The organism is Paraburkholderia sp. SIMBA_030 (assembly GCF_046535245.1).
GTDB lineage: Bacteria > Pseudomonadota > Gammaproteobacteria > Burkholderiales > Burkholderiaceae > Paraburkholderia.
The window spans coordinates 159,628-176,323 of the sequence record NZ_JAWRXB010000002.1 but is presented as its reverse complement, the minus strand read 5'-3'; the positions used below and the strand labels follow the sequence as shown (position 1 = coordinate 176,323).

15 protein-coding genes and 3 pseudogenes are annotated in these 16,696 nt (G+C 63.5%); 9 read left to right on the top strand and 9 right to left on the bottom strand.

From position 1 onward, the window contains the following. Nucleotides 1-35: 35 nt before the first annotated feature. Nucleotides 36-977 carry a LysR family transcriptional regulator gene (locus tag SB772_RS03935; RefSeq protein ID WP_410831972.1) on the bottom strand — a complete coding sequence of 314 codons (942 nt, stop codon included), beginning with the start codon at nucleotides 975-977 and terminating at the stop codon, nucleotides 36-38. A 449-nt stretch (nucleotides 978-1,426) separates the two neighbouring features. Between SB772_RS03935 and SB772_RS03930 the strand changes: the two genes are divergently transcribed. Continuing rightward, a complete protein-coding gene (locus tag SB772_RS03930) occupies nucleotides 1,427-1,933 on the top strand; it encodes a DUF421 domain-containing protein (protein ID WP_410831971.1) in 507 nt (168 codons plus the stop codon). Between the two features lie 57 nt (nucleotides 1,934-1,990). After that, nucleotides 1,991-2,464 (top strand): PRC-barrel domain-containing protein, encoded by a 474-nt coding sequence (locus SB772_RS03925; RefSeq protein ID WP_410831970.1) that lies wholly within the window; start codon nucleotides 1,991-1,993, stop codon nucleotides 2,462-2,464. Between the two features lie 406 nt (nucleotides 2,465-2,870). On the opposite strand, the pseudogene SB772_RS03920 reads toward SB772_RS03925, so the two are convergent. Continuing rightward, nucleotides 2,871-3,146 (bottom strand): annotated as a pseudogene (locus SB772_RS03920) (divalent metal cation transporter); the annotation flags it as partial. Nucleotides 3,147-3,277: 131 nt separating this feature from the next. On the opposite strand from SB772_RS03920, the gene SB772_RS03915 reads away from it, so the two are divergent. The 4 genes from SB772_RS03915 (at nucleotide 3,278) to SB772_RS03900 (ending at nucleotide 6,573) form a co-directional block, all read left to right on the top strand. Further along, a complete protein-coding gene (locus SB772_RS03915; RefSeq protein ID WP_410831969.1) occupies nucleotides 3,278-3,631 on the top strand; it encodes a hypothetical protein in 354 nt (117 codons plus the stop codon). Continuing rightward, nucleotides 3,628-4,470, top strand: a complete 843-nt coding sequence (locus SB772_RS03910; protein ID WP_410831968.1) for a CHAD domain-containing protein — start codon at nucleotides 3,628-3,630, stop codon at nucleotides 4,468-4,470. Before SB772_RS03915 ends, SB772_RS03910 begins: the two co-directional genes overlap by 4 nt. Before the next feature lie 314 nt (nucleotides 4,471-4,784). Next, nucleotides 4,785-5,447, top strand: a complete 663-nt coding sequence (locus SB772_RS03905; RefSeq protein WP_410831967.1) for a UdgX family uracil-DNA binding protein — start codon at nucleotides 4,785-4,787, stop codon at nucleotides 5,445-5,447. A 40-nt stretch (nucleotides 5,448-5,487) separates the two neighbouring features. Further along, entirely contained in the window at nucleotides 5,488-6,573 is a 1,086-nt protein-coding gene (locus SB772_RS03900; RefSeq protein ID WP_410831966.1) for an IS630 family transposase, read from the top strand. Between the two features lie 9 nt (nucleotides 6,574-6,582). Here the strand turns inward: SB772_RS03900 and SB772_RS03895 are convergent, their stop codons facing one another. Next, the gene (locus SB772_RS03895; RefSeq protein WP_410831965.1) at nucleotides 6,583-7,404 is read right to left on the bottom strand and encodes a permease; all 822 of its coding nucleotides are present in this window, start codon (nucleotides 7,402-7,404) and stop codon (nucleotides 6,583-6,585) included. Between SB772_RS03895 and SB772_RS03890 the strand changes: the two genes are divergently transcribed. Further along, nucleotides 7,393-9,285 (top strand): AI-2E family transporter, encoded by a 1,893-nt coding sequence (locus SB772_RS03890; RefSeq protein WP_410831964.1) that lies wholly within the window; start codon nucleotides 7,393-7,395, stop codon nucleotides 9,283-9,285. The genes SB772_RS03895 and SB772_RS03890 overlap by 12 nt on opposite strands. 228 nt (nucleotides 9,286-9,513) lie before the next feature. Here the strand turns inward: SB772_RS03890 and SB772_RS03885 are convergent, their stop codons facing one another. Then, complete coding sequence (locus SB772_RS03885) at nucleotides 9,514-9,915, bottom strand: hypothetical protein (RefSeq protein ID WP_410831963.1); 402 nt, start codon at nucleotides 9,913-9,915, stop codon at nucleotides 9,514-9,516. An 83-nt stretch (nucleotides 9,916-9,998) separates the two neighbouring features. On the opposite strand from SB772_RS03885, the pseudogene SB772_RS03880 reads away from it, so the two are divergent. Next, nucleotides 9,999-10,112, top strand: a pseudogene (locus tag SB772_RS03880) (bacterioferritin); the annotation flags it as partial. A 136-nt stretch (nucleotides 10,113-10,248) separates the two neighbouring features. Then, nucleotides 10,249-10,368 (top strand): annotated as a pseudogene (locus tag SB772_RS03875) (DJ-1/PfpI family protein); the annotation flags it as partial. 124 nt (nucleotides 10,369-10,492) lie between these two features. Here the strand turns inward: SB772_RS03875 and SB772_RS03870 are convergent. The 5 genes from SB772_RS03870 to SB772_RS03850 form a co-directional block, all read right to left on the bottom strand. Further along, a complete protein-coding gene (locus SB772_RS03870) occupies nucleotides 10,493-12,268 on the bottom strand; it encodes a glycoside hydrolase family 15 protein (protein WP_410832247.1) in 1,776 nt (591 codons plus the stop codon). Nucleotides 12,269-12,284: 16 nt separating this feature from the next. Continuing rightward, nucleotides 12,285-13,295 (bottom strand): SDR family oxidoreductase, encoded by a 1,011-nt coding sequence (locus tag SB772_RS03865; RefSeq protein WP_410831962.1) that lies wholly within the window; start codon nucleotides 13,293-13,295, stop codon nucleotides 12,285-12,287. 74 nt (nucleotides 13,296-13,369) lie between these two features. After that, complete coding sequence (locus SB772_RS03860) at nucleotides 13,370-15,013, bottom strand: GMC family oxidoreductase (protein ID WP_410831961.1); 1,644 nt, start codon at nucleotides 15,011-15,013, stop codon at nucleotides 13,370-13,372. Next, a complete protein-coding gene (locus SB772_RS03855) occupies nucleotides 15,003-15,656 on the bottom strand; it encodes a gluconate 2-dehydrogenase subunit 3 family protein (RefSeq protein ID WP_410831960.1) in 654 nt (217 codons plus the stop codon). The genes SB772_RS03860 and SB772_RS03855 overlap by 11 nt, the downstream gene beginning before the upstream one ends. Continuing rightward, a complete protein-coding gene (locus tag SB772_RS03850; protein WP_410831959.1) occupies nucleotides 15,653-16,633 on the bottom strand; it encodes a hypothetical protein in 981 nt (326 codons plus the stop codon). The genes SB772_RS03855 and SB772_RS03850 overlap by 4 nt, the downstream gene beginning before the upstream one ends. Between the last annotated feature and the right edge of the window lie 63 nt (nucleotides 16,634-16,696).

Sequence of the window (16,696 nt, the reverse complement as noted above, 5' to 3'; positions counted from 1 at the left end):
GCCAGCCGGCGGAAGGCCAGCGCCAGGGAAGCGGCTCACGCTTCGTTGCCGTCGGCCGGATCGGGGTCCGCGATCTCGATCCCCGTTGTGACGCGGCGGATCTGGTCGGCGATGATGTCGATGAGCGCGGTCGTGGCCGGACCGATCGGCCGCTTCGGATGGCTCACGCGAACGATGTGACGCACGATGCGCGGCGACGTGATCGGCGTCGCGCGCAGCAGGCCGTCGTCGACCTTTCGCTGCACGACCACGCGCGGCATGATCGTCGCGATGCTGCTTTGTTCGACAAATTGCACGATCGTGGTCAACAGGTCGATCTCGAACTTCGGCTTGATCACGATGTCGGCATTCAGCAGCGCGGCGTCGAGCACGCCGCGCAGGCCGTTGCGGCGCGTCGGCAGCACGAGCTCGAGCTCCGTCAGCGCGGGTGCCGTGATGGTGTCGGGCAGCGCAGGGCCGTGTTCCGCGCTCGTGACGAGCACCATCTCTTCGAGGACCAGTGGATACGTATCCAGCGACAGGCGCCCGCGCGGCCGGTTGATGATCGCCGCGTCGAGCCGGCCCGCTTCCACCGCGTCGATCAGTTGCGCGCTGAAACCATCAGCCACCGACACCTCGACATGCGGATAGAGCGCGTTGAATAGCGCGAGCGATTCGGGCAGGACGCTCTGCGCTTCCGACGCCACCATCCCGAGCGAGATGCGCCCGGTCACGATCACATCGTGCCGGCTGAGCTGCTCGCGCGCGTGGTCGATGTCGCGCATGATCGGCAGGTAGAGGCGGTACATCTGCCGTGCGGCGTCGGTGGGCGTCATGCCATGCGGGCCGCGCTCAAAGAGCTGGCTGTTCAGTTCCGTTTCGAGCTTCGAGATCTGCATGCTGAGCGCGGGCTGCACGATATTGAGCCGCTTCGCGGCGCGCGTGACGGAGCCATTTTCGAACAGCGCGATGAAATACTGAATCTGCTTTAAATCCATGAGCCGGGAGGCGAGGAAGCGATGGCCAGACATCGAGTGTAACGACATCGACGTGGGGAGGTCAACGGCGAACCTGATTTCATCTTGAAGGAAGCACACTGGTTCCTCGGGTACTGTCACGTTGTGAAAGGTCGCGCGAGGTTGACGACCTCCTTGAGCATATCGTTGTCCGCGTCCAGCGGAGTGTAGCGTCCAAGGTTGCGGGGCAGCCTGCGAAGCGTCCGGCTTAAGATACGTGGCAGGTGTGCTGTAGCGAAGCGCGCCAGAACCTGTCGCATTTACGACGCCGCGGCATATTCCGTGCGTCATGCTCTCAGGCGGGCACCTGTTCGGGCAGCCCCATTGCCGTCGGCCCGATGGCGTTGGGACTGCCGGGTTACCTTGGACCCGCTGCCTAACTGGTCCGGAAGGTTCGACCGCCGGCCGGGATGCCGGAATGGGAGACAGGAATGGACGTGCTAACAGCTCTGTTCGGCGAAGGTAAGGACCTTGATTCACTGCAGACGGCGATGCGGGCTATCGTCGTGTTCTTTGCCGCGCTGATTTTTATCCGGATATCGGGTCGACGCTCTTTCGGCCAGCGCTCTCCGTTCGACTATGTGGTCGCGATTCTGCTGGGCGCCACGTTGAGCCGCGTGATAATTGGCGCGTCGCCAGCAATCCCAACGTTCGTCGCGTCGCTGGTTATTGTGCTCCTGCATCGCGCACTCGCGTGGGCCTGCGTCCGTTCGCGCCGGTTAGAGTTGCTGGCGGTCGGGGCGGAAAGAGAAGTCTATCGCGATGGGCAATTTGACAGCCATCAGATGTCCGCAGCGCTTATCACACGAACAGACATTCTCGAGACGGCGCGACAGGAACTGCATGCGCGGGACCTCGAAGACGTGGAGTCGGCCATTCTCGAGCGTAATGGTCAGTTGAGCCTGATTCGCAAGCGGGACCTTACGCAGCGCAAATGACGGTGCGGGCACACTGCTTGCGCGTCGCTATAGCACCATTTTCAAAGGAGGTGAATCATGGGCTCAATCAAGCCGCAGGGCCGCGCTCGCGGCGGAGCGAATATTGCCGGCAGTGGGATGGGCAAAGGGCCGGGGCCGGATATCATGGCCGCAGCAACGCTTGACGGGAATAAAGTGATGTCCTCAGACGGCGAACACGTGGGAAAGATTTCAGACATCATGCTGGACGTCCGAAACGGACGCATCGCCTACGCCGTGTTGTCCGAGGGAGGTTTCCTCGGGATGGGGTCCGACCTGCATGCCATCCCGTGGAGCGCGCTGACTCTTGATACAGACGAGAAGTGCTTCTTCGTCGACATTACGGCGCAGCGCCTCAAGGATGACCCGGGTTTCGACAAGGACCACTGGCCGGCAATGGCGGATGCGAAATGGGGAGAATCGACGTACAGTTACTACAACCGGCAGCCGTACTGGTCAGCGACCCAGGTAGTGGTGGAAAGCGACCCGACTATCAGACCGAGCGAGCACTGAAAAACTCCAACGGGTAAGCCGTCCAGCGCGAATGGCCGCTGTGCCGCCTTGACGTCTGTGGCACCGATGTTCTCATCGGTGCCACAGACGCGCCGGTCTTGAGCAAAGGAAAACGAAGACCGGCTACGCTCCACGTGCTGCGCTCAAACGACTATTTACTCAATCAGGAGACTACCGGTCGGCTCACATCCGGTGACGGAATCGAATTTGTGCGCTCACGAAAGCCACTCGCACGCAAACCATGCGACCAGCGCCGCGCCCGCGAATATCTATTCACGGCCCCTGTTCTACCTCGCCGTCATGCGCTTTCTCATCGCCAATATCGGGCAGCGCTCGCGCAACCGGCCGATTGCGTTGCCTACCGACGCGATGGAACGCGATCCCCAGCAGATGGGACGCATATCTAATGCTCGCGCATGTTCACCGTCAGCCCCTTGCCCGTCTGCGCCGCGATTCGCGCTGCGATAAGCTGGAACGCCACCATCGACGGATACGAGAGCGCGCACGTCCAGAGCATGTCGTAGCCGAATTGCGCGCCGGCCAGCGAATACGTCACCACGCCGCTCGGGTCGTTGTCCGTCGCGGTCGATACAAGTCCCGGGCCGACGTGGGCAGCCCACGAATGCGCGGGCAGCTCATCGCGCGCTTCCGTGCCACGTTCCTGTTCGCCGCCGAGAGACATGGTGCTCCTTGCGCTTGGCCGTTCCACGGACGCCGTCCGCGGGCGAATGGCGGTAGCGCCATATCGGCATGCGGCTTGCGAGGCATCGCTTCGAGAGTGCAAGCACTACAACGCTTGCAATAGGGGGTGCAATGAACATTGATCGACACGACGAGCGGCAAGACGAACAGAAGGACGCAACGAATGGCGGCGAAGCAGAAAAGGAACGAAAAGTACCGCCTGCGCGCGGCACGCCGGGCAGCTTCTTTCAACCGACGCCGCGCGACGAATTCATGCCGCGCCAGGGCGGCCGGCCGACTTACCAGACGGCCGAAGTTCCGCTCGGCACGGCCGACGTCCCCGAGCCTCCGGGCGGCGGAGGATTGCCGTCGCGCCGCCGGCCGGAAGCGCGCAGGCGATCGCCATCCAATCCCGAAGTGCCGGAAGCGCCCGAATCATCGCCAGAGGCGGACGAGCCGCGCAATCGCCACGAGGCGCCAAAATGAAGCACGATAACCTTCCGGATGCGACGCAGCAAACGGCGCAAGCGCAGTTCTCGTCGCTCGCCGAGCCCCTCGTCGACGATGCGATCGCGGCGGCCGGCAATCTGCAATCCGATCCGGATGCAGAAGCGCTCCACAAGCTAAGGGTTGCGCTGCGCAGATTGCGCACGCTGCTTTGGGCCTATCGGCCGCTCCTGAACCGGGAGTTCTACGACAAGCAGCGCGCGTTCTTCAAATTCCTCGCAGGCGCTGCCGGCAAAACCCGCGATTGGGACATTCTTATCCAATTGCTGTGCGAATTGCGGGGCCGCGAACGCGCCTCATTCGACGACTTGCGCTCGGCAAGAGGCAACGCGCTGGAAACGAGCCGCGAGACGCTGACGCAGGCCGGCATCAAGCCGGCGCTGCGCGACGCGCTCAAGGAGGCGAACACGGAGCTTAATACCGCGCCCGAGTTCGCCGCGTCGCGCAAATTCGCGCGTCAGCAGGTGGCGGTGGCACAAAAATCGTTCCGTAAGCGCGTGCGCCGGGCAGCGCGCGCGAGGCGGTCGGATTATGCGTCATTCCACGCCGTGCGCAAGGCGGGAAAGAAGCTCAGGTATCTGCTCGAATTCTTCGAGCCGTCGCTGAAAAAGAAGCAGGTGAAAGGCGTGAGAAAACTCAAGAAGATCCAGAAACGGTTCGGCGAACTCAACGATGTGGTCGCAAGCGAGAACCTCGTCAGGTCCAACCTGGGGGTTTTCCGTGACCGGTCATCCGCCGACCGCGGGCTGGCCGCGCTCGACAAAGAGCGGAACCGGCGCATGAGGGAGGCAGCCAAGCTGCTCAGGCAGGCCGCGTGACGAATGTGTATTGCCTGGGCCGGTCCGCCGCGAAGGTGGGTAATCGCATGATTAATCCTTACAAGGCGATGCAAGTTATACATTGGCGCGGCAAGTGCAGGCGTGCGCGACAACGACGACGTCGCCATCCTCGTTTAATCGCCTGGTGAGCCGGGCATCTCATCCGGTTCGGGTTCGGGCGTGCCTGCTTCGGACGATTCGCCGCCAACAATGCGAGGAACGCGGAATCCGCAAGCCGGAGACCTTTGACGTTCTGAGGTTCACGTACTGCTGCAGCACGCGGCAGTAATGGCAAATTCAAGAGAGGAATGCCCATGGTCGACGAAAAGCCCATCAAGCGCACGCGTGGCAGCGCGCAACCCGGTCCGGAGGTCGACCGCGATCAGCAGCCGGCGATCATGGACGAGTGCCGGCGCTGCGCGCTATGGGCCAACGCCACGCAGGCGGTGCCCGGAGAGGGCCCGGTGCCTGCGTCGATCATACTGGTCGGCGAACAACCCGGAGACGCGGAGGATGTGCAAGGCAGGCCGTTTGTCGGACCGGCCGGCGCATTGCTCGATAAAGCGCTCACGGAGGCGGGCCTTGGGCGCGACAGCGTTTATGTCACGAATGCAGTCAAACATTTCAAGTGGACGCCGCGCGGCAAGCGGCGGATGCATAAAACCCCGGCGCAACGCGAGATCGAAGCGTGTGGTTATTGGCTGGACCAGGAACTGCGCACGGTAGGCCCGTGGGTCATCGTTACCTTAGGCGCCACCGCGCTTAAAGCGGTGCTGGAAGATGCGCATTCACGGTTACAGGACGCACTCGGCAAAACGATCGAACATGGTGAGCACTGGGTTGTAGCGACCTATCACCCGTCATTCGCCTTGCGCGCGCCGGACCCGGCCACCCGCCAGCGCGTATACGCCGCGATCGTCGAGGCACTTCGCACTGCGGACAAGCTAGTGTGGTGCGTCACAAATAATGCAACTTAATCGCGATTTGTGAGTCTCCATGTACATGGAGGGAGAACCCATGAGAATCGCGGCGAAAGTTGAGCTGAGCGAAGCACAGCGCAAACAGTTGGAGACGTGGGCTACCGGCCGGACGATTCCGGTTCGACTGGCCGAGCGCGCCAAGATGATTTTGCTCGCAGCGCAGGGCAAGACGGACAAAGAGATCGGTGCGGACCTTGGTATCTGGCGAGGCACGGTGGCACGCTGGCGCGGTCGCTTTATAGCTGATGGTGTGACGGGGATCGAGCGCGATGAGACCCGACCCGGGCGCCAGCCGAAGATCTCCGCGCGCAAGGTCAAGAGCATCGTGGCACTGACGACGCAGCAGCGTCCAGATAACGCGACGCACTGGAGTACGCGCAGCATGGCAGCAGTGGCTGGCGTCAGTGAAGCGAGCGTGCGGCGCATCTGGCAGGCCCACGGGCTCAAGCCGCATCGGGTCGCGAGCTTCAAGGTGTCGAACGACAAGCGCTTCACGGAGAAGCTGGAAGATATCGTCGGGCTGTATCTCGATCCCCCGGAGCACGCCTTGGTCTTCTGTTGCGACGAGAAGTCCCAGATCCAGGCGTTGGATCGGACGCAGCCGGGTCTGCCACTGAAGCGAGGTCGCGCTCAAACGATGACCCACGACTACAAGCGTCATGGCGTGACGACGTTGTTTGCCGCGATGAACACACTCGATGGGAATGTCATTGGCCAGTGCCAAACGCAACATCGTCACCAGGAGTGGCTGAGCTTCTTGCGCAAGATCGATCGCAACACGCCCAAGAACAAGGAGCTGCATTTGATCGCTGACAACTACGCAACCCACAAGCACCCGGAGGTGAAAGCATGGCTGGCCAAGCACCCGCGATTTCACATGCATTTCACACCCACCAGTGCATCCTGGCTCAACATGGTCGAGCGCTTCTTTCGCGACCTGTCAGAGAACCAGTTGCGGCGCGCGGCCTTCCGCTCGGTACCCGATTTGGTGAGCACGATCGAGCAGTACATCGTGAAGCACAATCGTGATCCGAAACCATTCATCTGGACCGCTAAGGCTTCCGACATCCTGGCAAAGGTCACACGCGCCCGGGCCAAGCTGAATAAGATGCAATCCGTTTGACGCAGACCACTAGGCCATTCGCGCAAGCGGTCCGGCTGATCCGGCGGCACGCGCTGGCGCGCCCGGTTCGGTTGAGATACAGGGTGCCGCTGTGTCATGGCGCCGCGGTTCGGTCAACATTATGAAAACGGCGCCGAAGATAATGTTGAGAATCGCGGTGTAGTTGAAGCTGATCGGTACCCCTGCGCCGAGCGCCCCCGCCACAAGCATCCCCACGCCGACGTCGCGCCAGAGCATCGTCCAGTTCGTCACATAGCTGTGGCTGATGACTGTCCAGCCTTCTTTGGAAGACAGACGCTGCGTCCAGGTCATGGGCTGTTGCGCCATCGACATTGCCGCATGAGCTTGCATCCTTCCGGTGACCCCTTTGCCGGCCTGGCCGATCGCTGCCTGCCTGAGCGAGTCCTTGAGAAAGAACCGGAACAGCACCACCAGTACCGCAATCATGATGGGGCCGCCGATGAATTCTGCGGCGGCGAACTGCCAGGAGATCAGCAGCCACAGCAGCACACCGAGTTCGAGTACGAGGTTCGTCGCCGCGAACTGGAACGCCATCGCGCAAGTGAAGTCGCCTCCTTTTCGCACGATCGAACGAGCCATGGCCACGGCGGCATAGGAGCAGGAGGAGGATGCGGCCCCGAGCAGGCTCGCGACAGTCAACGAGCGAGGCGATGCATCCGGCAGAAGGCTCAAGTACCTTGAGGAAATGGGGTTAGTCCACACAACAAAGTGGCGAAGATTTCCGACGTCGATAGCAAAGCCCGCGCCCGGGAACAGTGTTTGCGTCGTGACGGGCATGTGAATTGCGCCGACCCCTTCATGAAGCCCCATTCACTACCTCAACCGTCGCCGAGGCGGGAAGAAACGGCCCCCGCAGCGCAAAGCTTGCGAGCGCTGAATTCGCTAGCCAGCGGCGTGGTCGTGATCACCGCGCTGTACGTCGGGCGGGGCGTGCTGATTCCGATTACGCTGGCTGTGCTGCTCAGTTTCATCGTTGCGCCGCTCGTCGGGCTGCTCAGGCGGTTCCGCTTCGGCCAGTTACTGTCGGTGATCGTCGCGGTGCTATTCGCGCTTTCCGTCCTGTCGGCTGTCGGTGTGCTGATCGTCGCGCAAGTGGCACAACTGGCGGACGATCTGCCGCAGTATCAATGGACAGTCGAGCACAAGATCAGTGTCGTGCAGGAAAATACTCTCGGCCGCGCGGATACGCTGCTCGCGAGCGCATCGAATGCACTGAAGCGCTTCACACCACCGCGTGGCGACGCACACAGGAAAGATAATCCGGTTTCGACGAGCGATGGTGCGCCGCTGCCCGTCGAAGTGCACGAGCCGACACCGTCGCCGATCGAACTGGCACAGCGCTATCTGTCGCCGGTGGTCAGCCCGCTGGAAACAGCTGGTATCGTGCTGGTGGTCGCGATCTTCATCCTGCTGGAACGCGAGCGCTTGCGCGACCGCATGATCCGGCTATTCGGCTCGGGCGACCTGCATCGCACGTCAACGGCGATCAATGAAGCCGCCACCCGCCTGAGTCGCTATTTCGCGATGCAACTGGCGATTAATGCCGGTGTCGGTGTTTTTGTCGCAATCGGCCTTGCGATCATCGGAATGCCGGGCTCGCTGCTGTTCGGCGTGATGACGGCTCTACTGCGATTCGTGCCGTACGTCGGCGCCTGGATCGCGGCGCTGATGGCGATGGTCATGGCCGCCGCGGTCAGCCCAGGATGGTGGATGGCAGCCGGCACGGCGGGTCTCTTCGCCGTGACCGAGGGCATTTCGAGTCAGTTGATCGAGCCCTTGCTGTACGGGCGCGGCAACGGGCTCTCCCCACTTGCCGTGATCGTCGCGGCGATTTTCTGGAGCTGGCTATGGGGGCCGGTGGGATTGGTGCTATCGACCCCGCTGATGCTGTGCGTGGTCACGCTTGGCCGTCATGTTGAACGGCTCGAATTTCTGGACGTCCTGTTCGGCGATCGACCCGGCCTGACGCCAGCCGAAAATCTCTATCAGAGACTGCTGGCCAACGATCCGATGGAGGCGTTGCAGCAGGCGGGCGAACTGTTGAAAGAGTGCTCGCTGGCGGCATACTACGACGACGTGGTACTGGCCGGTCTGCGGATTGCGCACGCCGACGTCCGGCGTGGTGTAGTGCCGGCGGCCCAGCTCAGGCTGGTCCGGTCGGCGACGCACACGATCGTCGCCGGACTGGAGGAGATCGGCGATGTGACGATGATCGCTGCGGACGGCGCGCCGGTGCAGCCGGTACCCGTGTTATGTATTGGCGGTCGCGGCAAGCTGGACGATCTGCTGATCGCAGTCGCCGTGCAACTGCTGAACCGACACGGTTTCGAGGCTTCGCTAGCAAGCCATGATCGGTTTGCCGCAGGGCGTCTTGATGAAGCGCGGCTGGCGTCGCGTCCAATCATATGCGTGATTTCATTCGACGCGGGCGAGTCTCCGCCATATCTGCGTAATCTGCTGATGCGGCTGAGCGAGGCGCGGATGTCCCGTGAAGTGATACTGGGTATGACGACGGAAGACGAATCCGCCAGCGAGCATTCACCTGTCGCGATACCGGGACGCACGATTCCCGTCGTTGCGTCGTTCCAGCAGTTGCTGCGGACCTGTGCACAGATTGCGCAAATGCGGATGCAGGCACAGGAGCCGGAGCGCGGCAATGCCGGCCATGCACATGCCGGGACGGATGCGTGACGTTCCGGATGCGCCGCCGGCGGCGCGGGTAACGGATACCGGCCGGTTTGCAATTCTTTCGTATGACATCTGGTTCGCATCCCGGATGCCTTGCATTGCACCAGGCATCATTTTCAAACGCGCTCAAAATAGCCTTAAAGAAGTCTTCCAGCCGATAGCATGCCGCGCTCGCGAAAGGCGGTCGTACGGCCGCTCGCCCCACGATGATCGTGTGTTCGACGCTCACCGTTATTGGCCATTTTGCAACGTATCCGGCTTCGGCGGGTTCATGTCGTTGCCGTTCGTGCTGTTCGTGCCATTTGGATACATTGAATTCGTGCCATTCGGCGTCATTGTGTTCGGCGAGGCACCCGTGCCCGTGCCTTGTCCGCCGCCGGTAACAGTACCGCCGGGGCTGCCGTAGCCGCCCATGTTTTGTGCCGGCGTGCCCGGTCGAACCGTGGTGCCACCTGAGCCCGCCGCTCCTCCGCCGCTGATGCCGCCGCCGGTTCCTACACCACCTCCGCCACCGCCTGCGCCCGCGGCAGTACCGCCACTCATTCCGGTGCCGCCGGCCTGCGCGTACGCGCCGCCGGCAAATGCCATCACCAGCGCCGAAAAAATCAGTTTCTTCGTCGAGATTTTCATCATTGGATCCTCCAGAAATAAGGGTTAGGTTGCAGCGAGTCTGGTGACCCGCGTACATGCAAGGCCGCAAGGCCTGTGCCTCACTGGAGCCCAATCTCTCGCCCGACGGACTGCTCTCGCGCAGTCACGCGGAATACGTCGAAGGCAGCACGCTGGTCGACACGATTCGCGAGGACTTGATTGCCGGGCGCGTTGCGATCAAATGAGGAAGCAAGCGCGGCGCGGGCACCGTGCTTGCTCATCCGAATGGAAGGCCGCGCGCCGGGGGGTGAGAGATCCGACCCGATACCAGGCGATCGCGGAATGTCCCTGGTTTTCCCAATGGAGCAGGACAGATGGGTCGACGAGAAGGTTGTCGAGGATGACAACTTCATTACGAGCCGCAAGCCCGACGATCTTCCCGCATTCAACAGGACGCTGATTGCGCAACTATCGAGCCGCCGACGGGGCGCCTGAGATGCGCGCGGGCCGGGCCCGATCGCCTACAAGCGGATCTACGAGCGCACTAGCAAACGGCGCGTTCCGCCCGGTCGGCTCCGCTGTCGTGAATGCGGTCTGCAAAGGGAAGCCGCCGTCATCATCATCGCCGTGGCGCGCGGCGGCTATCCTCATGCAAGCTCAATCCTGCATTGACGAGCGCCACATGCGAGAACGCCTGCGGAAAATTGCCGACTTGGCGCTTGCGGACGTTGTCATACTTTTCGGCGAGAAGGCCGACATCGTTTCGCAGTGCGATTAACCGGCCGAACAGTTCGCGCGCTTCCACAACACGACCTTGCATCTGTCTCACCTGGGCAAGCCAGAAGCTGCATGGCAGGAACGGGCGTTGGTCCTCGGCGCGGCCGCCGTCGACGCCGTCTTCCCGATAGCGCAGCACCAGGCCCTCGTCCATCAGGCCCGCTTCGATTGCCTTCACCGTTCCCGTGACCCGTGGATCGCCGACAGGCAAAAATCCCGTCACGGGAATCAACAGGCAACTCGCGTCGAGCTGCCGGCTGCCGTAGCTTTGCGTGAACGTCTGGAGCTGCCGGTCGAAGCCGTGCGTGAGCACGTCCTGACGGATCTCATCGGCTAGAGCGGACCAGCGCGCCGCCGGAGCGGGCATGCCGAATTCGCCGGCCGAGCGCAGCGCCCGATTGACCGCGACCCATGCCATGACTTTCGAGAACGTGAACTGCCGGGCACCGCTGCGCACTTCCCAGATACCGTCGTCGGGCTCGCGCCAGATGCCTTGCATATGGTCGATCAGGCTCTGCTCAAGCGACCATGCGCCGGCGTCCGGCGGCAACCCGGCGCATCGCGACATATACAACGCGTTGAGCACTTCTCCATACACGTCGAGCTGCGACTGATTCACTGCCGCATTACCGAAACGCACCGGGGCTGAATGCTCGTAGCCGGGCAACCACGGGCATTCCCACTCGTCGACACGACGCGAACCGTCGATCCCATACAGGATCTGCAATTGTGCCGGATGACCTGCGATCGCTCGCACCAGCCAGTCGCGCCAGCGCGCGGCCTCTGTGTGGTAGCCGCCGCCGAGCAAGGCAAGCAGCGTGAAACCGGCATCGCGCAGCCAGCAAAAGCGATAGTCCCAATTACGCGTGCCGCCAATCAGTTCAGGCAGCGAACTGGTAGGCGCCGCGACGATTCCCCCGGTGGTGGTGCTCGTCAATGCTCGCAGGGTGATCAGCGAACGCCGGATAGGCTCGGCGTATTCACCTTCGACCTTGCTCTGCGCGGACCAGCCGTCCCAGAAACGGGCGGTGCCGGCAAGGAGGCGTTCGATGTCCGGACGCGGCGGCGCTTCATCGTATGACCGGCAACATGTCAGAGCGAAGTCCCGCTGCTCTCCCGCTGACATATCGAAGCTGGCGCGCACCGCGTCCTTGTCGCTCGTGCTGCGCACGGTGCTATCGAGCCAGAGTGCCCGCGGACCGCACACGATCTGCACGCGCTCATTCGCCTCCGCGCACCATGGCACCGCCTTGCCATAGTCGAAACGTGCTGCGAGTTTGCTGACAACCCGCACGCTGCCGCGCTCGCAACGCAACTGTCTGACGAGCACGGGTCGCGGAGCGTTCCACGCCATCCAGTCGGTCAGGATGAGGGTGCCGCCCGCGCTTTCGAACCTCGTCTCGAGAATCAGCGTGTCGCCGAGATAGCGTCGCGAGCTGCTCATTACGGGTTCGCGCGGCGCAATCTGCCAATGCCCATTGCGCGGGCCGCCAAGCAGGGCCGCGAAACACGTATCCGCGTCGAACGTGGGCCAGCAGAGCCAGTCGATGGAGCCCCGCCGGTCGACCAATGCCGCGCTTTCACCGTCGCCGAGCAGCGCGTAGTCCTCGATGCGCATGGCCATGGGACACCGCCTAACGAACCGGCCGCCGACGCCACCGATGCCACGTCAACGCTGCGATGGCCAATGCGGCGCCGAGCGCGAACGGCCGGTGGGTGTTCATCCATAGCGCGACGCTGCGGCCGGTCGCTTCCCGGTCGAATGGGCCATGAACGCGATGGGCGCCCGCCACCGGTTGCCAGAGGTTGGAGGAGGCTGTTGCACTGGCCGGCGCCGCTCGCTGCTGCGCCTGATACCCGGTGCGCCCGAGGTAACGATCCAGCCAGCCAGCGGCGACCTTGTTGGCGAGAATGGCCTTCACCGTCGATGTGCCGACATAGACTTCCCGCCGCCGGTGGGTTGCCGCCCACACAATCGCGCGCGCCGCGACTTCCGGCTGAAAGATCGGCGGCACCGGCTGCGCAGCGTGGGGCATGCGGTTCTCGGCCCAGTCGAATTGCGGTGTGTTCAAAGCGGGCATCTGCACCATCGTCAGGTGGACGCGACTGTGCTCGTGCAGCAGTTCACATCGCAGCGCGTCGGTGAAGCCGCGGATCGCATGCTTGGCGCCGCAATAGGCCGATTGCAGCGGAATCGAGCGGTAGGCGAGTGCGGAGCCCACCTGAACGATGCAACCGCGATTGCGCGGCATCATGCGTCTTAGCGCGGCCATCGTGCCCCAGACATAACCAAGGTACGTCACGTGCGTGACCCGCGAGAACTCGTCCGGCGTCAAGCTGGCTAGCGGGCCAAACACGGTGAGCATCGCGTTGTTGACCCACACGTCGATCGGCCCCAGATCCGCTTCCACGCGCCCGGCTGCCGCCTCGAGCGCGTCGGCATCGCTGACGTCGAGCGCAATCGGCATGGCTCGCACGCCGAACCCGCGCAACTGATTCGCGGTGTCGTTCAGCGCCGCCTGGTCACGCGCGATCAGCGCGACATGCGCGCCGCGTCGGGAAAACGCGAGAGCGGTAGCCCGCCCCACGCCCGCGCTCGCCCCTGTGATAACCACGACTTTCGGCCAGTCAAGCTTGCGCCGCATAAGTCCTCCTGGTTTCGATCCTGTTGACGGCCTGCGCGCGCCGGTTTCGCGCCGGTGCGGATTGCGGATTCGCGCTACAGTTCGCCGCGCGCGGCGAGCGCCGCGATGCGGTCCGCTGTGCGGCAGGCAATCGCCTGGATCGTCAGCGACGGATTCACACCGCCCACGGTCGGGAACACCGAACCGTCGCAAATCCAGAGATTACGGATATCCCAGCTTCGGCAGTCGGCATTGACGACGCTTGTTGCCGGATCGTGACCCATGCGCGCCGTGCCGTTCAGATGGCAGGTGTCGTCGGTTTCGCGCCAGATGTCGCAGCCGCCGGCCGCGGCGAGCGCCTGCTCCATGAAGTTAAGCGAATGCGCGATCAGGCGCTTGTCGTTATCGCACCATGAGTACGTCACACGGGCAATCGGTAGTCCGTACTGATCGTTCTCGTCGGCAAGCGTCACGCGGTTGCGCTCCTGCGGCAGCATTTCGCCGACGATCTTCAGCCCCGCCTGATGGTTGTACTTCTGCATCTCGCGAGCCAGCGCGTCGCCCCATAGGCCGCGCTTGTTTTGTGCCGCAACCCACACTCGCGGCAGCGGACCCTGGCTCATGTACGCATAGCCGCCAAAAAAATCCTTGCCCGCGTCGGCGTAGTTCCAATGCTCGGTGATGGCGAGCGAAGGCGGCCCCTTGTACCAGCGGATTTCTTCGTCCAGCGTGCCGTAGACCGCCTGGTTCGACTGCGCCATCAGGTTCTTGCCGACTAGCCCCGAGCTGTTCGCGAGACCGTCGGGATACTGGCTCGTTGCCGACATCAGCAACAGGCGTGGTGTTTCGATCGCATAGCCGGCCACCACCACGTTTTTGGCGCGCTGAAACTGCCAGCGTCCTTCGCGCAGATAGTCGACTCCGTTCACGCGGCCGGCGGCGTTCGTCGCGATCCGGCCGACCATGGCGAGATCGCGGATCTCGGCGCCCGCCTGCAACGCACGCGGAATCCACGTGACCAGCACGCTTTGCTTGGCGTTGGTTGCACAACCGGATATGCAAAAGCCGCGATACACGCAAGGGTGCGCGAGTCCGCGCGGCGCGGACAGGGTGGCGAGCGGCGTCGCGGTCCAGCGGATGCCCATTGCCTCGGCGCCGCGCGCGAGCACCAGCGCCGCGGCATTCAATTCATGCGCGCGGTACGGGTAGCGCGGCCGGGGCGGCCCCCATGGATAGGTGACGGGCCCGGATATCTTCAACGCCTCCTCGACCTGCGCGTAGTAGCGCCACATGTCGCGCCAATCGAGCGGCCAGTCCGCCCCGTAGCCGAGTACGCTGCGCGATTTGAACCACTCGGGACGAAAGCGCAGCGACACCATGGCGAAGTGCACCGTGCTGCCGCCCACGGCCTTGCCGCTATTGTTGTTGCCGAGTTGCAGCGGATTGTCGCCGTCGCAGATGCGCTCGTCGCTCCAGAACAGTTTGGCCTGGTGCGTTTCGTCCGAAGCGAACTCTTCAAGCGGACGCCACCACGCGCCCGCATCGAACGCGACTACCTTGAGGCCCTGTTCGGCGAGGCGGCACGCCAGCGTGCCGCCGCCCGCGCCGCTGCCGACAATCGCAAAGTCGACTTCCTCGTCGTTGCGATACTCGCGCATCGGCACCCATGCGCCAGCGCGGAATACGTCCGGGGCGCGTCCGTCCTTGCCGCGCGGATGATGCAGGGCGTCATCGAGCACGGCGATTCTCCCTGCGCGCTTTATCTTCGACACCGGGACGTGCCTCGGCCGCCTCCCACGGATCGCGCCGGTCGAAATACATGCGCACATAACCACGCGGATTCGCCGGCCCGCCGAAGCCCATTTCGCTCCATGCGTGGGGATGCGAGTAGTACACGCTGCAAATATCGTGCAGCAGGCGCTTGCTGAAAAAAAGCTTCGCCGACATGCGTTGCCATGCGTCGTGATGCATGTCGCCTCGCTGCATCTGTTCGAGCAGCGCGTGCTGAACGGGCTTTTCCAGGTTCGGGAACGGCAAGTCGAACTGCGAGCGGCTTTCCGCATCGAGCGCGGCGAGGCCGATGCGCCAGGCGTCGCGGATCGGCGGCAGGCGCGCGTCACGATAGCCGTCGCCGGCGTTTTCCGCGAGCTTCGCGTCGAGTAGGGCCGCGAGCGGCACCACCGGCTCGGCGTCCGCTTGCGGCACGATGCAGCGGCACAGATGAACCGCGGCAAGCCATTGCACGGCGTTGAAAAATTGCGGCTCATGCGGTGTGGCGAGACGTTCGTCAATGACCGCGCGCGTGGCGTTGTCCCACGACGGCGTACCGCGTTTGTTCAGCACGTCGTAGTCGGGATAGCGAGTGCTTCTGGGGCGGGTCATTTTTCTGTCTCCCGCAGGCGCAGCGCCGCAAGACCGGCCATTGCCAAAGCTGAAAAACCGGGCGGCGCGGGCAAGGGCGGCCCGTTGAAAAGATTCTGGCTCCAATTGCGCCAACCGCCCTGATTGCGGGCAATGCCGCGCGCGTGGAAACCAACGCCGATAAAGCCGAGTGCCGCGGTGACTCGTAGCCATAGCCGCGTGAACCACCGTTCGCGCGGCGCGCCGAGCGCGGCTTGTACGAGCAACGCGGCCGCGACGGGCGGCAGGCTGACGGGTGCGTACATGACCGGGTTCTGGAAGGCGCCGCGAAAATGCAGCAGCCCGACCTCGGCGATCGTGCCGGCAAGACCGGCCGCCACGAGCAGGCCGAGTGCGCGTCCGGCGGGCATGCCGAACAATTGCGGGGCGACGGAGGGTTGGTCGCGCAGACGTTCCGCGGCCGCGCCCAGCGCGCCCGAGAGCAGCAACGCCATGGGCGCGCCGATCGGCGCGGCATGAAACAGGTTGTTCCAGCTCCAGCCGCCGGGACGTTTGATGACGTTGTAGACATGGAACGCGGTGCCCGATACGCCGGCGATAGCCGCCGTCAGATAGACCGCGTGCCGAAGAGCGTGCTGGCGAGAAACCGGATCGCCGCCGTGCAGACCCGCGAGCAGCGAGAGTGCCGACGAGACGAGCGGCGCATACATCGCGGGATTGTCGAATGAGCCGCGATAGTGTTCCATCGCGCTATCGGCGAGCACGGAGAGGGCGAGTAGGGCCGAGCCATGATTGAGCGAGCGCGCGGCGGCGACGTGGGTCAGTTCGCGTGGCGCATGCTGCCGCGCGTGCGCCACGCGAGCAGAGGGGCGTGTAGTGGAAGGGAGGCGTTGCGTGGCTGCCTTGAGGGGCGCGGTTGCATTGCGCGAAGCGACCGCGGTGAGCGCGGCCGCACCCGCCGCGGCGCAAACCAGACCGAGAAGACGTTGAGAACCCATTCGCCAGATCGCTCCGTTCATTGGATCAGATAGCGCTGCGCATCGCGGTGCCTGAATTCGAAC

What these genes read in the sequence shown, in the direction of transcription:
- SB772_RS03905 (WP_410831967.1), top strand. Translation starts at nt 4,785, where the DNA reads ATGGTCGACGAAAAGCCCATCAAGCGCACGCGTGGCAGCGCGCAACCC.
- SB772_RS03855 (WP_410831960.1), bottom strand. Translation starts at nt 15,656, where the DNA reads ATGACCCGCCCCAGAAGCACTCGCTATCCCGACTACGACGTGCTGAAC.
- SB772_RS03910 (WP_410831968.1), top strand. Translation starts at nt 3,628, where the DNA reads ATGAAGCACGATAACCTTCCGGATGCGACGCAGCAAACGGCGCAAGCG.
- SB772_RS03865 (WP_410831962.1), bottom strand. Translation starts at nt 13,295, where the DNA reads ATGCGGCGCAAGCTTGACTGGCCGAAAGTCGTGGTTATCACAGGGGCG.
- SB772_RS03870 (WP_410832247.1), bottom strand. Translation starts at nt 12,268, where the DNA reads ATGCGCATCGAGGACTACGCGCTGCTCGGCGACGGTGAAAGCGCGGCA.
- SB772_RS03885 (WP_410831963.1), bottom strand. Translation starts at nt 9,915, where the DNA reads ATGATGAAAATCTCGACGAAGAAACTGATTTTTTCGGCGCTGGTGATG.
- SB772_RS03850 (WP_410831959.1), bottom strand. Translation starts at nt 16,633, where the DNA reads ATGGGTTCTCAACGTCTTCTCGGTCTGGTTTGCGCCGCGGCGGGTGCG.
- SB772_RS03890 (WP_410831964.1), top strand. Translation starts at nt 7,393, where the DNA reads ATGAAGCCCCATTCACTACCTCAACCGTCGCCGAGGCGGGAAGAAACG.
- SB772_RS03900 (WP_410831966.1), top strand. Translation starts at nt 5,488, where the DNA reads ATGAGAATCGCGGCGAAAGTTGAGCTGAGCGAAGCACAGCGCAAACAG.
- SB772_RS03915 (WP_410831969.1), top strand. Translation starts at nt 3,278, where the DNA reads ATGAACATTGATCGACACGACGAGCGGCAAGACGAACAGAAGGACGCA.
- SB772_RS03895 (WP_410831965.1), bottom strand. Translation starts at nt 7,404, where the DNA reads ATGGGGCTTCATGAAGGGGTCGGCGCAATTCACATGCCCGTCACGACG.
- SB772_RS03925 (WP_410831970.1), top strand. Translation starts at nt 1,991, where the DNA reads ATGGGCTCAATCAAGCCGCAGGGCCGCGCTCGCGGCGGAGCGAATATT.
- SB772_RS03930 (WP_410831971.1), top strand. Translation starts at nt 1,427, where the DNA reads ATGGACGTGCTAACAGCTCTGTTCGGCGAAGGTAAGGACCTTGATTCA.
- SB772_RS03935 (WP_410831972.1), bottom strand. Translation starts at nt 977, where the DNA reads ATGGATTTAAAGCAGATTCAGTATTTCATCGCGCTGTTCGAAAATGGC.